The sequence below is a fragment of the Streptomyces sp. R41 genome (assembly GCF_041053055.1).
Taxonomy (GTDB): Bacteria; Actinomycetota; Actinomycetes; order Streptomycetales; family Streptomycetaceae; genus Streptomyces.
The window spans coordinates 9,479,906-9,493,216 of sequence record NZ_CP163443.1 but is presented as its reverse complement, the minus strand read 5'-3'; the positions used below and the strand labels follow the sequence as shown (position 1 = coordinate 9,493,216).

Genomic DNA, 13,311 nt, shown 5'->3' with positions numbered 1-13,311 from the left:
GGTGCGTACTCCGTTGGGCGGACCGGCCTCCGAGATAGTAGCCATGGATATAGTAGCCATGTACGGTTTCTCGCATGAGTTCGGTGAGATCGGTATCCGAGAACGCGACGCCGGGTTTCCTCGTGTGGCGTCTGTCGATGAAATGGCGCGTGGCCGTCGACCGGGCGGTCGCCCCGCTGGGCCTGACCCACGCGCAGTACTCGCTGGTGGCGTCGCTGTACGGCATGCACAGGGACGGGCGGCGGCCCAGTCAGCGCCAGCTCGCCGACCACACCGGACTCGAAGCGCTCTACGTCTCGAAGCTGGCCCGCGCCCTGGAGGCGGCCGGCGTCGTCGACCGCACCCGGGATCCCGCGGACCCCCGCGCGGTCCAGCTGTCCCTCACAGCAGAGGGGCGCGAGACCGCCCGCCGTGCGATCCGGGTGGTCCAGGGCCTCCTGGACCAGCTTCTCGAACCCCTCGGCGGGCTCGACGGTGAGCGCACGAAGGCGTTCAGCCACGAGCTGGCCACGCTGCTCGACGTACCACTCGATCCACCGTCAGAGAAGACACATTCCACGCGCGAGCACTCCGAGAAGGAGCAGTCATGACCACCACCACTCCCCCCGTCAACGGCCAGGTCATAGGACTGGCCCACTACGCGAGCCGTGCCGCCCTGGAGACCGTGCTGGCCCGCACCGGAACCACCTTCAACCAGTCGGTGGCCCTCAGGGCCGTCTCGGGCAACGGCGGGACCGTCGAGCGCGACTGGCTCGTGGGCCGGCTGACCGGTGCGCTGAAGATCGAGGAGGCGGCGGCACGGGAGACCGTCGACGAGATGACGGCCCTGAAGCAACTGGAGGAGCCGACGGCCGGGCAGGTGTCGCTCACGGACAGCGGCCGCGAGCTGTTCGAGGCGATCCGCGCCGGCGGCAACGAGATCGCGGCCCGGCTGTACGCGGGCATTCCCGCCGAGGACCTGGCGACGGCGGGTCGCGTGCTGACCCTCGTCACGGAGCGTGCCAACGCGGAGCTGGCCGGGGCATAGCCGGCCTCACGAGGTCGTGGAATATTCAACCAACACTTCCGGTTGTGGCCCGTCGAAGGAGGTCAGCAGTGGAAACGACGTACTACGACCACGGGACGGCCGCGGAGCGCTGGGAGCGGGCGCGGATGTTCTTCGACGCCAAGGACTACGCCGCCGCGGCGCGGATTCTGGGCGGGCTGGTCGAGGAGGTGCCGGAGCAGGTCGGACCCCGGCTGCTGCTGGCGCGCTCCTACTACCACTCGGCTCAACTGCGCCGCGCCGAGGCGGAGTTGCGCGTGCTCGTGGAGCTCGACCCGGTCGAGCACTACGCCCGGCTGATGCTGGGGCGCACGCTGCAGCGCCAGGGGCGGAACGACGAGGCGGAATCGCACATGCGCATCGCCTCGGCGCTCGCGGGCGACTTCGCGCAGGCGTGATCCCACCGTTCAGGGCCCCTTCGGGGGTGGGCCGGTCACCTCGGGTGACCGGCCCTTCTCGCGTGCGCCGCCGATGCATTCACTGACGCCGCCGATGAGTTCGTACGCCACCCCTGAGTTCACCCGCGTCGCCCGTGAGTTCACTACAGCGGCGTCGCCGCGTGCAGGATCAGGATCATCGTCACGGCCGAGTTCGCCGAGGACATCGCGGACAGGAGCGTGCCGACGGCGGCGCCCCAGGCGGCCAGCCCCACCGCCGTGAACACGGACGGCCAGCTGCGTGCCGTCGGCGCGGGCGCCAGCAGGGCGGCGACCCGGCGCGGCACGGGACCCCCGGACGCGAAGCCGGCGAACCCTCCGGAGAAGCCGGCGAACCCCCCGGAACCGGACAGCCCCGCTGCCCCGGCGAACGTCGGCACCGAGCTGCCGCCGGACAGCAGGGCCGCCTTACCGATCGCCCGCGCCACCACGCGCCGGCTGCCGACCGCCCGGGCCGCGTCCTCGTCCGCCCACCGCTCCGTGGTGTAGACGACGGCCGTCCGCAGCGGCACCAGGAACGGGTTGGCGCGCGCCGCCAGCCGTACGGCCAGCAGATGGCGGTGGTGTCCGGCCCTCAGATGGGCGCGCTCATGGGCGAACAGGGCGCGGCGCTCGGGCGAGCTGAGGCCGCGCAGCAGGGACGTGGTGACGACCACCCGGTCACGGCCGCCGCCGGGCAGCGCGTAGGCGTAGGGCGTGGCTTCGGGAAGTACGACCACGGACGCGGCGGGCAGTCCGGCGAGCGCCCGCCGGGCTCGGCGGGTGACCCGGTGATGCCACCACAGGGTCCGCACGCAGACCGCCGCCACCAGGATCAGGGCGGGGATCGCCGCCTTGCCCGCGATCTCGTCCTGGGGGACGGCCGCGCGGACCTCCGGGTCCGACCAGCCGTCCGGCAGTGGGTTGCCGGGCAGCTGCGCGGTCCCGACGACCATCAGCAACGCCAGGCAGAGCGTGCTGCACAGGGCCATGACGGAGGCGACGGCGGTCAGCAGCCGGGTGGCCGTCCGGGGGTCCAGACGCAGTTCGGCGAGGCGCGCGACCGGCCAGGCGCTGAGCGGCAGGACCAGTGGCAGGAAGACGAAAACCCCCATGAAACGTCAGTCTTCCGTACCGCCGGCCGTCCCGTCGGCCCTACCCCGCACACCACCCTCACCCGCCACTTCGCCCGCGCCCCTCGCATCCGTCGTCTGCGCCGCTTCGAGCAGCGCCCGCAACACCTGTTCGTCGCCCGGTGGCAGCGCGGTGACGAAGCTCGCGAGGACGGCCTCGCGGTCGCGTTCGCCGTCGAGGAGGCGCCGCATCTTGAGTGCGGCCAAGCCCGCGACATCGGCGGTGGGCGTCCAGACGAAGGAACGTCCCTGCCGTTCGCGGGCCACCGCATCCTTCGCGAGCAGCCGGGTCAGGATGGTGACGACGGTGGTGTAGGCGAGGTCGCCACCCAGGCGCTCCTGCACCCAGGCGGCGGTCACCGGGGCGGCCGCCTCGCGCAGCGCCCCGAGCACCTGGACCTCCAACTCGCCCTGCCCGCGCCGCCGGGAGCGCCGGTGCGGCTCCTCGCGGTTGCGGTGCGCCATGTCCGTCTCCCTCCGGCGTTCGCGTGCCCGATCACGCTACCTGGCCGCCGTAGGAGCGCCTCCCCTTCCGGTACGCGATCTCGCCGAGCAGCACGTCCACGGCGATGAACACCGCCAGCGGGATGCCGAGCAGCGGGACGAAGTAGCCGAGGACCGCGACGGCCGCCATGGCCGGGACGAGGATCTGCGGCGGGACCTGCTGCCAGGCGCCGCGCGGGATGGGCCGACCGAACGCCGAGGCGCGGCCGCGCTGCCACCACATGCGGTAGCCCCACACGATGAGCAGGATCAGCGAGAGCGCGAGGGCCATCAGGGCGATCTGGTTGACCAGGCCGAAGAGGGTGCCCGTGTGGGCGTCGATGCCCCAGCGGGTCAGCTTGGCAAGCAGCGGGTAGTCGGCGAAGCGGAGTTCGTCGGTGACCTTGCCGGTCGCCGGGTCCACGGCCACCGAGTCCTGCTTCTCGGGCCAGCTGCGCTGGATCTGCTTGACGACGTACGCGGAGTCGGCGTCGGCGGGCGCGACGATCTCGACGGGGTCGCCGAGGCCCTTGGCCCGGGCGGCCGCGAGGATCTTGTCGATGTCGAGGGCGATGTCAGGTGTCGTGGCCTCACCGGTCCCCGCGCCGGTGTGCCCCGCGTGCTCGCCGCCGGTCGCCGCCGACACCGAGGGGGTCGCCTGGCCGAGCGAGGTCCTGAGGGTGTCGATGTTCGCGCCGGCATACGTCGACCACGTCAGACCGGTCGCCGAGAGGAAGACGAACCCCGCGGCCGCCCAGACGCCGACCGTGCCATGCAGCCCCAGGGTGCGGCGGCGCCCACTGGTGCCGCGCACCTTGCGCTGGGAGCGGCGACGGCCGAACCACAGCACGAGACCGCCGCCCGCGATCACCCACAGCCAGCTCGCGGCGAGTTCGCTGTACAGGCGGCCATTCTCGCCCAACTGCAGATTGGCGTGGAGCCCGTCGATCCAGGTGCGCAGCGGCAGCGCGCCGGTGGAGCCGTACTGTTCGAGGGCTCCGCGCACCTTCCCGGTGTACGGGTCCACGAAGACCGCGAGAGTGTGGTCGGCATCGACGCCGGGGACGCCGGAGAGCAACACGCGCGTGGTCGCGTCCGCCTCCGGTGAGGGGCGTACGGCCGAGACCGCGCCCTCGGGGTCGGCCTTGCGGGCGGCGGCCACCTGCTGGGACAACGCCAGTTTGTGGTCGCCGACGGGGACGGTCAGCTCGTGGGAGTACACGATCTTCTCGGCCTGGAACGAGGCGGCGTACAGGAAGCCGGTCACGGCGGCCACCAGCAGGAACGGGGCGACGAGCAGTCCGGCGTAGAAGTGCAGGCGCAGGACCAGGGGGCGCAGCGGCGACCAGGCTCTTCGGGACGGCGCGGGGGCGACGGACTGCGGGGACTCGTCCGTCGTGGTCGGGGGAGCGGTGGACATGCGGCGGGGTTCTCCGGTCGGGCAGGGGACGGAAACGGGCCGTGGGCCAAGGAGTTGGGCTCCCTTCGCCGGTGGCGGTCCAGTAGTCGGGGCGCCGCTGCGCCCAGTTCCCGGGCAGGTACGTGGCGTGCGTCACACGCGGGAAGATGCGGGACTCGCCTGGCTCCGCCTCGCTCAGCGCGATCCGTGTTGGCATCCTGGCGCGATGGCATCCGAACGTGACCCCAGCACCTCACGCCCCCTGAGCGACCAGGTCGAGGAACTCCTCGCCCACGAAGGCCCGTTGCCGATCGTCGCCGCCGGTGACCCGGTGCTGCGCCGACCGGCCGAGCCCTTCGACGGCCAGCTGGACCCGGGGCTGCTGTCCCGCTTCGTGGCCGCCCTGCGCGCGACGATGCACGCGGCACCGGGCGTCGGACTCGCGGCACCGCAGGTCGGCGTACCGCTGCGGCTCGCCGTCATCGAGGACCCGGCTCCGGTCTCCGAGGAGGTACGGCTGGTACGGGGGCGGGTGCCGCAGCCGTTCCGGGTGCTGGTCAATCCGTCGTACGAGGGCGTCGGCGCCGGTCGGGCCGCGTTCTTCGAGGGCTGCCTGAGCGTTCCGGGCTGGCAGGCGGTGGTGGCCCGGCACGCCGAGGTGCGGCTGACGGCGCTGGACGAGCACGGCCGCGCGGTCGACGAGGTGTTCACCGGCTGGCCCGCGCGCATCGTCCAGCACGAGACGGACCACCTGGACGGCATGCTCTACCTCGACCGCGCGGAGCCGCGCTCACTGTCCTCGAACCAGGCGATGGCCGAGCTCTGGAACCAGCCGACGCCGGAGCGGGCGGCCGAGGCCCTGGGGTTCAAGCTGCCCGGTTGAATCCTCCCCTCCCTAAAGGCAGGGGATTTCTGGCTCACGTTGGCTGCGGACCGGCGGTCCGGCAGCTCTTACACGATCGGCACCAGCCGGGTTGAGACCAGCCCGGACGAGCATCACGCGGGCGGAGTTCTTGTCCCGGGGGGACACGGCTCCGCACGCGGTGCAGGCGTAGGTACGTTCCGAGAGGGGAAGTGCGTGCTTGGTTCTCGCTCCGCACTGTGCGCAGTCCATGGTGGTGTGCGCGGGGTGTACGAGGTGCAGTTCACGGCCGTGCTTGCGGGCCATGTGGATCAATGCTTGCTTGGTCGCGCCGATCGCGGCGTCGGCCGCCTTACGGGCCATGGTGGACTTGGCGAGGAACTTCGGCCGGAAGTCCTCGACCGCGAGGCGGTCGTGGTCGGTCACGACCTTCTTGGCCCACTTGCGGCCGGTGTCCTCACGCTGCCTGGCGACCTTCTTGTGGAGCTTGGCGGTCCGCTTCTGCGCCTCGCGGTAGCCCTTCGAGGCACGCTGTCCCTTGGCGGGCCTGCGGCGGGCCGTCATCCGCTGATACCGGGCCAGTTTCTGCGCGGCGTTCTTGCCGTGCTGCGCGTGCGGGAGGTCGTGGGCGTCACTGGTGGTGGTCGCGGTCTCCTTGACACCCCAGTCGATGCCGATGTCCCGGCCCGTGGCGGGCAGGGCATCGGTGCTGGTGGCGATGACGAACGAGGCGTACCAGTGGCCGAGGTTGTCGCGGTAGACGCGGACGGACGACGGCGGCTTGGGCAGCTCCCGGGACCACACCACCGTCACCGCGATACCGCCCGCCAGGTGCAGGCGGCCGTCCTTGAGGCGGAATCCGCGCTGCGTGTAGTTCAGCGATGGGTCGGCGGCGTGCTTCTTCTTGTACTTCGGCATCCCCGCCCGCTGCCGCTGCGGAAGCCGGGCTTTGATGTCCTTCAGGGCTTTCGCGCGGGACTTGGCGAAGTCGCGGATGGTCTGCTGCTGCGGCACCGAACTGCCCTCGCGCAGCCACCTGTTCGCGGTGCGGGCCTCGGTTAGCATCCTGTCGAGCCGGGCCGGGCCGCACTTCTCCTCGTCGGCGTACGCCTTCTTCGAGCGGGCGCAGCACTCGTTCCAGATCCACCGGCACCGTCCCCACTCCGCGAGCAGGCCGGTCCGGGCGGTGGACGACACGCGAAGCCGGTAGGTGTACCGGGCATGCCCGGTATCCCCCGCCTGTCCTTTTGGCATCGTCACGAGGTCAAAACTACGGGGATCGTGCACCTCTTGGAGGTCGTCCTCGCCGATCCGTCGGCGGACGGCGAATCGCCCTGACGGCGATTCGCCTCCCCCTGCCCTGCTCCGCAGGAGTCCGATTCCTCCCCGACCTGAAGACCGGGGCATCCTCGGAGAACTCTGGTGAACCTGCGGTCGCCGAAGCCCGGCACGAGGTGAAGCCCGACGAAGGCCGAAAGCTCGTACCGGCGAAAAAGAGGCCGAGGCTTGTACCGGCGGAAAAATCCGTCGTGCCCGAGCGAGCCCCTCGCTAGCCTGGCCGCATGTCTACGCCCCGCATCTCTTAGCTCAAGGACCCGCTTCCACGCCACCCGTGTGTCCTTTTGCTGATTGATTCCCCGGAGCGTATTCCCATGATCACCGTTCGCGGTGTCGACGTGCGCGTGGGCGCCCGTCTGCTGCTGTCCGACATCTCCTTCCACGTCTCCCCCGGCGACCGCATCGGCCTGGTCGGCCGCAACGGCGCGGGCAAGACCACCCTCCTGAACACTCTGGCGGGGCAGGCGCGGCCCGCCGCCGGGTCCATCTCCCGTACGGGAGCGCTCGGTTACCTGCCTCAGGACCCCCGCGCGGCCGACCCCACCGTCACGGTCACGGACCGGATCCTGTCGGCGCGGCGCCTGGACGAGGCCGTACGCACGCTGCGCGCCGCCGAGACCGCGATGGCCGATGGATCCGAGCGGGCGATGAACGCCTATGTGCGCGCAGAGGCCGAGTTCCAGGCGCGTGGCGGGTACGCGGCCGAGGCGGAGGCGGCCCGGGTCGCCGCGGGTCTCGGGCTGCCGGCGCGGGTCATGGACCAGTCGGTCGGCGCCCTGTCCGGCGGTCAGCGCCGCCGGGTCGAGCTGGCCCGCATCCTGTTCGCGGACCACGGCACCCTGCTGCTGGACGAGCCGACGAACCATCTGGACGCCGACTCGATCGCCTGGCTGCGCGGCTTCTTGACGAACCATCAGGCGGGGCTGGTGCTCATCAGCCACGACACCTCGCTGCTGGCCGACGTCGTCAACCGCGTCTTCCACCTGGACCCGCGGCGCGCCACGCTCGACGTCCACAACACGGGCTGGCACGCCTACCTCGCCCAGCGGGACGCCGACGAGCGCCGCCGCTCCCGGGAGCGGGCCAACGCCGAGCGCAAGGCGGCGGCGCTGCATGCCCAGGCGGACAAGATGCGCACGTATGTGTCGACGGCCGTCGCGGCCAAGAACATGGCGCGCCGCGCCGACCGCATGCTCGCCGAGCTCGAACCGGTCCGGCAGACGGAGAAGGTGGCCAGGATCCGGCTGCCCGAACCCGCCCCCTGCGGACGGATGCCGCTCGGCACGGTCGCTCTGACCAAGTCGTACGGGGATCTCCGCGTCCTGAGCGGGGTCGACCTGGCCGTCGACCGGGGCAGCCGGCTGGTGATCCTCGGTCTCAACGGCTCGGGCAAGACCACGCTGCTGCGGCTCCTGGCCGGTCACGACACCCCGGACGGCGGGCGTGTGGTGCACGGTCATGGGCTGCGCCTCGGCTACTTCGCTCAGGAGCACGACACGCTGGACCCCGCCGTCACGGTCCGCGGCCATCTGGCCGCCACGGCGCCGCACCTCACGGACGGCGAGGTGCGGCGGGTGCTCGGCTCGTTCCTGTTCACGGGCGACGACGCCGACAAGCGCGTGGGCGTCCTGTCCGGGGGTGAGAAGACCCGCCTCGCTCTGGCGGGTCTGGTGCACTCGGGCGCGAATGTGCTGCTCCTGGACGAGCCCACCAACAACCTCGACCCGGTCTCCCGGGCCGAGGTGCTGGCCGCGGTGGGCACCTATCCGGGTGCGATCGTCATGGTCACTCATGACGGGGGCGCCATCGAGGCCCTGCGTCCGGACCGGGTACTGCTGCTTCCGGACGCGGACGAGGATCTGTGGAGCGAGGAGTATCTGGAGCTCGTCTCGCCGGCCTGATGCCGTGGGTGCCGCCGGTCGCGGCGGCACCCGGTCGCGGGTCGGCTACGCGTCCCGGTACGCCTCCAGCAGCCGCAGCCACACCTCGCTCACCGTCGGATAGGACGGGACGGCGTGCCACAGGCGGCTGATCGGCACCTCGCCGGCGACCGCGATGGACGCCGAGTGGATCAGTTCGCCCACGCCGGGGCCGACGAGGGTGAGGCCGAGGATGATCTCGCGGTTGATGTCGACGACCATGCGGGCCTTGCCGCTGTAGCCGTCCGCGTACAGGCCCGCGCCCGCCACCGAGGACATGTCGACGTCCACGGCCCGCACGCGGTGGCCGGCCTGTTCCGCCTCGGCGAGGGAGAGGCCCACTGCCGCGGCCTCCGGGTCGGTGAAGACGACCTGCGGGACGGCCGCGTGGTCGGCGGTCGCGGCGTGCGCGCCCCAGGGGTCGGTCTCCAGGAGGGGTACTCCCGCGGCGCGGGCGGCGATGGCGGCGCCCGCGATCCGGGCCTGGTACTTGCCCTGGTGGGTCAGGAGGGCGCGGTGGTTGACGTCGCCGACCCCGTACAGCCACTCGCTGCCGACGACCCGGAGGCTGTCGTCGACGTCGAGCCACGAACCCGGCTCCAGGCCGATCGTGTCGAGGCCGATGTCGTCGGTGTGGGGCGTGCGGCCGGTGGCGAAGAGGATCTCGTCGGCCTCGATGCGGTCGCCGTTGTTCGTCAGGGCCACCACGGTCGAGCCCTCGCGGGTCACCGCGGTCACCGAGGTGCCGGTGCGCACGTCCGCGCCCGCTTCCTTCAGCGCTTCGGCGACCAGCTCCCCGGCGAAGGGTTCCATGCGGGGCAGCAGGCCCTTGCCGCGGACGAGGACGGTGACCTGGGAGCCGAGTGCCTGCCAGGCCGTGGCCATCTCGGTGGCGACCACGCCGCCGCCCACCACGATCAGCCGCCCGGGCACGGCGTGCGCGCTGGTGGCCTCGCGGCTGGTCCAGGGCTTGACCTGGGCGAGTCCCGGCAGGTCGGGGAGCTGGGCGCGGGTGCCGGTGCACACGGCGACCGCGTGCCGGGCGGTCAGCCGGTGCCGCTCGCCGTCCGGTCCTTCGACGGTCACCGTGCGGGGCCCGTCGAGCCGTCCGTGTCCGCGGTACAGGACCGCTCCGATGCCGTCCAGCCAGCCGACCTGGCCGTCGTCCTTCCAGTGGGAGGTGTAGTAGTCGCGGTGGGCGAGGACCGCGGGAGCGTCGAGGGGGCCCTGCACGGCCTGGCTGAGACCGGGCACGCGGCGGGCGTCGGCGCGGGCGATGACCGGGCGCAGCAGGGCCTTGCTGGGCATGCAGGCCCAGTACGAGCACTCGCCGCCGACCAGCTCGCTCTCCACGACCGCGGTGGAGAGGCCGGCCGCGCGGGCGCGGTCGGCCACGTTCTCCCCCACGGGCCCGGCACCGAGCACCACGACGTCGTACGCGATGGATTCCGTTTCCGTCATGGGGCCAGTCTGGTTGCTGGTGTGCGCCGTGGCCACACGGGTAGGGCGCGGAATACGCCCCCGGTAGGCGGCGTTGTGCCCACCGGCATGACCCGGACGCGAGGAAGAAGGAAACACGTATGAGCAGCACCGTGGAGCTCACCAAGGAGAACTTCGACCAGACGGTCACGGACAACGAGTTCGTCCTGATCGACTTCTGGGCGTCCTGGTGCGGGCCGTGCCGTCAGTTCGCCCCCGTCTACGAGAAGGCCGCCGAGGCCAACCCCGACCTGGTGTTCGCCAAGGTCGACACGGAGGCGCAGCCGGAGCTGGCCGCGGCCTTCGACATCCAGTCGATCCCGACGCTGATGATCGTCCGCGACCAGGTCGCCATCTTCGCCCAGCCCGGAGCGCTGCCCCAGGCCGCCCTGGACGACGTCATCGGGCAGGCCCGGAAGCTGGACATGGACGAGGTCCGCAAGTCCATCGCGGAGCAGCAGCAGGCTCAGCAGGCCGGCGAGTAGCAGCCGGTTCCCGGATCAGAACGGGTACGCCGCCACATCCCCGCGCACCGTCGTCCAGCGCACGTCGGTGAAGGCCTCCAGGTTGGCCTCACCGCCGAAGCGGGCGCCGGTGCCGGAGGCGGCGATCCCGCCGAAGGGGGCGACGGCCTCGTCGTTGACGGTCTGGTCGTTGATGTGCGCGATGCCGGTGGGGATGCGTTCGGCGAGGTCGAGACCGCGCGCAGTGTCCCGGGTCACGATGCCCAGCGAGAGGCCGTACGGTCCCGCCGAGGCGAGGGCCGCGGCCTCGTCGAGGGCGCTGAACGAGCGGACCGGCGCGACCGGCCCGAAGACCTCCTCCGCGTACGCCGGGGTCGTGTCGTCGGCTCCCGCGATGACCGTCGGCCGGTAGAACAGCTTCTCGTGCGTGCCGCCCGCCGCCAGCTTGGCCCCATGTGCCGTGCTGGACTCCACCAGCCCTTGGATCTTGGCGAGTTGGGCGCTGTCGATGATCGGCCCGAGGTGCACCTGCTCGCGGTAGGGGTCTCCGACGGCGAGGGAGTCGGCCTTGGCGGCGAGCCGTTCGACGTACTCCTCGTAGAGGGAGGCGTGTACGAGGTGGCGCCCCGTCGTCATGCAGATCTGCCCCTGGTGGAAGAAAGAGCCCCAGGCAGCGGTGGAGATCACCGCGTCGAGGTCGGCGTCCTCCAGGACGATCAGGGCGGAGTTTCCGCCCAGCTCCAGGTGCGCGCGCTTGAGATGACGGCCCGCCGCCTCACCGACGGCACGTCCGGCGGCGGTCGATCCGGTGAAGGAGATCACCGGCACCAGCGGGTCGGCGACCAGCGCCTGGCCGGCCTCGGGGCCGCCGGGCAGGACGTGCAGCAGCCCCTCCGGAAGACCTGCCTCGGCGAAGACGGCGGCGAGCGCGAGGCCGCCGCACACCGCGGTGCGCGGGTCCGGCTTCAGTACGACGCCGTTGCCGAGCGCCAGCGCCGGGGCCACCGAGCGGATCGAGAGGATCAGCGGGGCGTTGAAGGGGGCGATCACGCCCACCACGCCGACCGGGACGCGCCGCGTGTACGACAGCCGCGGCGCCTCCGACGGCAGGATCTGGCCCGCCGGGCGCGAGGCGAGCGCGGCGGCCTCGTAGCACTCCTGGGCGGCGACGTGCAGTTCGAAGTCGGCCTTGCCCGGGATGGAGCCGGACTCGCGCACGATCCAGTCGCGCAGTTCGTCGGCGTGCGCGGCGAAGAGGTCCCCCGCCTTGCGCAGGACGGCGGCGCGGACGAAGTGCGGGGCCCTGGCCCACTCGGCCTGGGCGGCGCGGGCGTCCCGTGCGGCCGTCGCGATGTCCTCGGCGGCGCCGAGCGTGACGGCGCCGAGCGACTCGCCGGTGGCGGGCTCGGTGACGGTGTACTCACCGCCCGAGAGGGTGCGGGACTGCCAGGTCTTGGGGTCGAGCAGCGGCATGACGGCTCTCCGATCGATCACTGATCACCAACGGGACTCGGCTAAGTCATGAGCCTCGGCAAGCCGACACGGCTCGTCGAACTCATAACGCGAGCGGAAGTCCCGCGTAGTTCGCGGCCAGTTCGGCCGCCGCGTGACGGGATGCCGTGATCCGGCGCAGCCGCGCGAGCTGCATCCGGTGGTCGAAGGCATCCCCATCTGGTTGAGCGTGCAACATCCTAGTCATGTCGTACGAGAAACGCGTGGCCTGCCACACCCGGTCGAGGCACAACTCCGAGTAGTGGTCGAGGAGTTGTGTCGATCCCGTGTGATGGAACTCGGCGAAGCATCGGGCCAGGACCCGTACGTCGGACACGGCCAGATTGAGGCCCTTGGCGCCGGTCGGCGGCACTATGTGCGCGGCGTCCCCGGCCAGGAAAAGCCGGCCGTGGCACATCGGCTCGTGGACGCAACTGCGCATCGGTGTCACGGACTTGGAGGTGATGGGGCCGCGTTCCAGCCGCCAGTCGCCGTCGATGTCGAAGCGTGCGGAGAGTTCGTCCCAGATGCGCTCGTCGGGCCAGTCGTCGACGTCGGTGCCGTTCGGGACCTGCAGGTAGAGCCGGGACACCGTCGGCGAGCGCATGCTGTGCAGCGCGAAGCCGCCCGGGCCACGGGCGTAGATCAACTCCTCGCAGGAGGGCGGCACATCGGCGAGGATGCCGAGCCATGAGTACGGGTAGTCGTGCGCGTACGTGCGGCTCACCTCGGCCGGGAAGGCGCCCTGCGCGATGCCGTGGGAGCCGTCGCAGCCCACCACGTAGTCGCAGCTCAGGGTCTGCTCGCGGCCCTCGTGCACGAATCGCACGACGGGTGCCTCGCTCTCCGGCTTCTCGACGGCGAGCGCCTCGGCCTCGAACAACAGCGGCGGCCCCTCGGCGAGTTGGAGGGCGATCAGGTCCTTCACGATCTCCGTCTGGGCGTAGATCGTGACGGTGCGGCCGCCGGTGAGCACCGGGAAGTCGATGTGGTGACGCTCGCGGTCGAAGCGCAGCTCGATGCCGTTGTGGATGAGGCCCTCGGCGTCCAGACGATCCGCCGCGCCGCACTCGCGCAGCGCGTTCACCGTGCCCTGCTCCAGCATTCCGGCGCGCTGGCGCTGCTCGACGTAGGCCCGGGTCCTGCTCTCCAGGACGACGCAGTCGATTCCCGTCCGGTGCAGCAGCCGGGCCAGCAGCAGCCCCGCCGGGCCGCCGCCGATGATGCCGACCGTCGTCCGCATGACGCGCCTCCCGCTTCTGGTCCGGCCGGGGACCAGCTA

Annotated in this window: 13 protein-coding genes; 6 read left to right on the top strand and 7 right to left on the bottom strand. The window is 71.7% G+C overall.

All coding sequences use genetic code 11. The annotated features are described in order from the left end of the window. The first annotated feature begins 74 nt into the window (after positions 1 to 74). The 3 genes from AB5J53_RS43145 (at position 75) to AB5J53_RS43135 (ending at position 1,443) form a co-directional block, all read left to right on the top strand. Positions 75 to 590, top strand: coding sequence for a MarR family winged helix-turn-helix transcriptional regulator (locus AB5J53_RS43145; protein WP_369251029.1), 516 nt, complete (start codon positions 75 to 77; stop codon positions 588 to 590). After that, positions 587 to 1,027, top strand: coding sequence for a MarR family winged helix-turn-helix transcriptional regulator (locus AB5J53_RS43140; RefSeq protein WP_369251028.1), 441 nt, complete (start codon positions 587 to 589; stop codon positions 1,025 to 1,027). The genes AB5J53_RS43145 and AB5J53_RS43140 overlap by 4 nt, the downstream gene beginning before the upstream one ends. A 68-nt stretch (positions 1,028 to 1,095) precedes the next feature. Further along, on the top strand, positions 1,096 to 1,443 hold the full coding sequence (locus AB5J53_RS43135; protein WP_369251027.1) for a tetratricopeptide repeat protein: 348 nt from the start codon (positions 1,096 to 1,098) through the stop codon (positions 1,441 to 1,443). Between the two features lie 143 nt (positions 1,444 to 1,586). Here the strand turns inward: AB5J53_RS43135 and AB5J53_RS43130 are convergent, their stop codons facing one another. Genes AB5J53_RS43130 through AB5J53_RS43120 form a run of 3 tightly spaced genes read right to left on the bottom strand, consistent with a single transcriptional unit; the run spans position 1,587 to position 4,497 of the window. Further along, positions 1,587 to 2,576 carry a M56 family metallopeptidase gene (locus AB5J53_RS43130; RefSeq protein ID WP_369251026.1) on the bottom strand — a complete coding sequence of 330 codons (990 nt, stop codon included), beginning with the start codon at positions 2,574 to 2,576 and terminating at the stop codon, positions 1,587 to 1,589. Positions 2,577 to 2,582: 6 nt separating this feature from the next. Next, positions 2,583 to 3,059: a BlaI/MecI/CopY family transcriptional regulator gene (locus AB5J53_RS43125; protein WP_369251025.1), complete on the bottom strand. Its 477-nt coding sequence runs from the start codon at positions 3,057 to 3,059 to the stop codon at positions 2,583 to 2,585. A 31-nt stretch (positions 3,060 to 3,090) separates the two neighbouring features. Beyond that, positions 3,091 to 4,497 carry a PepSY-associated TM helix domain-containing protein gene (locus AB5J53_RS43120; RefSeq protein ID WP_369251024.1) on the bottom strand — a complete coding sequence of 469 codons (1,407 nt, stop codon included), beginning with the start codon at positions 4,495 to 4,497 and terminating at the stop codon, positions 3,091 to 3,093. 205 nt (positions 4,498 to 4,702) lie between these two features. Between AB5J53_RS43120 and AB5J53_RS43115 the strand changes: the two genes are divergently transcribed. After that, positions 4,703 to 5,359 (top strand): peptide deformylase, encoded by a 657-nt coding sequence (locus tag AB5J53_RS43115; protein WP_369251023.1) that lies wholly within the window; start codon positions 4,703 to 4,705, stop codon positions 5,357 to 5,359. 12 nt (positions 5,360 to 5,371) lie between these two features. On the opposite strand, the gene AB5J53_RS43110 is transcribed toward AB5J53_RS43115, so the two are convergent. Then, positions 5,372 to 6,592 (bottom strand): RNA-guided endonuclease InsQ/TnpB family protein, encoded by a 1,221-nt coding sequence (locus tag AB5J53_RS43110; RefSeq protein ID WP_369252837.1) that lies wholly within the window; start codon positions 6,590 to 6,592, stop codon positions 5,372 to 5,374. A gap of 398 nt (positions 6,593 to 6,990) precedes the next feature. Between AB5J53_RS43110 and AB5J53_RS43105 the strand changes: the two genes are divergently transcribed. Continuing rightward, complete coding sequence (locus AB5J53_RS43105; protein ID WP_369251022.1) at positions 6,991 to 8,577, top strand: ABC-F family ATP-binding cassette domain-containing protein; 1,587 nt, start codon at positions 6,991 to 6,993, stop codon at positions 8,575 to 8,577. A 45-nt stretch (positions 8,578 to 8,622) separates the two neighbouring features. Here the strand turns inward: AB5J53_RS43105 and AB5J53_RS43100 are convergent, their stop codons facing one another. Beyond that, positions 8,623 to 10,056, bottom strand: a complete 1,434-nt coding sequence (locus AB5J53_RS43100) for an NAD(P)/FAD-dependent oxidoreductase (RefSeq protein WP_369251021.1) — start codon at positions 10,054 to 10,056, stop codon at positions 8,623 to 8,625. Between the two features lie 119 nt (positions 10,057 to 10,175). On the opposite strand from AB5J53_RS43100, the gene trxA reads away from it, so the two are divergent. Further along, entirely contained in the window at positions 10,176 to 10,559 is a 384-nt protein-coding gene (gene trxA, locus AB5J53_RS43095; protein WP_369251020.1) for a thioredoxin, read from the top strand. A 15-nt stretch (positions 10,560 to 10,574) separates the two neighbouring features. On the opposite strand, the gene AB5J53_RS43090 is transcribed toward trxA, so the two are convergent. Together AB5J53_RS43090 and AB5J53_RS43085 are read right to left on the bottom strand one after the other, a co-directional pair. Then, positions 10,575 to 12,011, bottom strand: a complete 1,437-nt coding sequence (locus tag AB5J53_RS43090) for a benzaldehyde dehydrogenase (protein ID WP_369251019.1) — start codon at positions 12,009 to 12,011, stop codon at positions 10,575 to 10,577. Between the two features lie 82 nt (positions 12,012 to 12,093). Further along, positions 12,094 to 13,272 (bottom strand): 4-hydroxybenzoate 3-monooxygenase, encoded by a 1,179-nt coding sequence (locus tag AB5J53_RS43085; RefSeq protein WP_369251018.1) that lies wholly within the window; start codon positions 13,270 to 13,272, stop codon positions 12,094 to 12,096. Between the last annotated feature and the right edge of the window lie 39 nt (positions 13,273 to 13,311).

Coding starts and splice junctions, on each gene's coding strand:
- AB5J53_RS43110 (WP_369252837.1), bottom strand. CDS start 6,592: ATGCCAAAAGGACAGGCGGGGGATACCGGGCATGCCCGGTACACCTAC.
- AB5J53_RS43130 (WP_369251026.1), bottom strand. CDS start 2,576: ATGGGGGTTTTCGTCTTCCTGCCACTGGTCCTGCCGCTCAGCGCCTGG.
- AB5J53_RS43105 (WP_369251022.1), top strand. CDS start 6,991: ATGATCACCGTTCGCGGTGTCGACGTGCGCGTGGGCGCCCGTCTGCTG.
- AB5J53_RS43115 (WP_369251023.1), top strand. CDS start 4,703: ATGGCATCCGAACGTGACCCCAGCACCTCACGCCCCCTGAGCGACCAG.
- AB5J53_RS43140 (WP_369251028.1), top strand. CDS start 587: ATGACCACCACCACTCCCCCCGTCAACGGCCAGGTCATAGGACTGGCC.
- AB5J53_RS43090 (WP_369251019.1), bottom strand. CDS start 12,011: ATGCCGCTGCTCGACCCCAAGACCTGGCAGTCCCGCACCCTCTCGGGC.
- AB5J53_RS43085 (WP_369251018.1), bottom strand. CDS start 13,272: ATGCGGACGACGGTCGGCATCATCGGCGGCGGCCCGGCGGGGCTGCTG.
- AB5J53_RS43100 (WP_369251021.1), bottom strand. CDS start 10,056: ATGACGGAAACGGAATCCATCGCGTACGACGTCGTGGTGCTCGGTGCC.
- AB5J53_RS43120 (WP_369251024.1), bottom strand. CDS start 4,497: ATGTCCACCGCTCCCCCGACCACGACGGACGAGTCCCCGCAGTCCGTC.
- AB5J53_RS43125 (WP_369251025.1), bottom strand. CDS start 3,059: ATGGCGCACCGCAACCGCGAGGAGCCGCACCGGCGCTCCCGGCGGCGC.
- trxA (WP_369251020.1), top strand. CDS start 10,176: ATGAGCAGCACCGTGGAGCTCACCAAGGAGAACTTCGACCAGACGGTC.
- AB5J53_RS43145 (WP_369251029.1), top strand. CDS start 75: ATGAGTTCGGTGAGATCGGTATCCGAGAACGCGACGCCGGGTTTCCTC.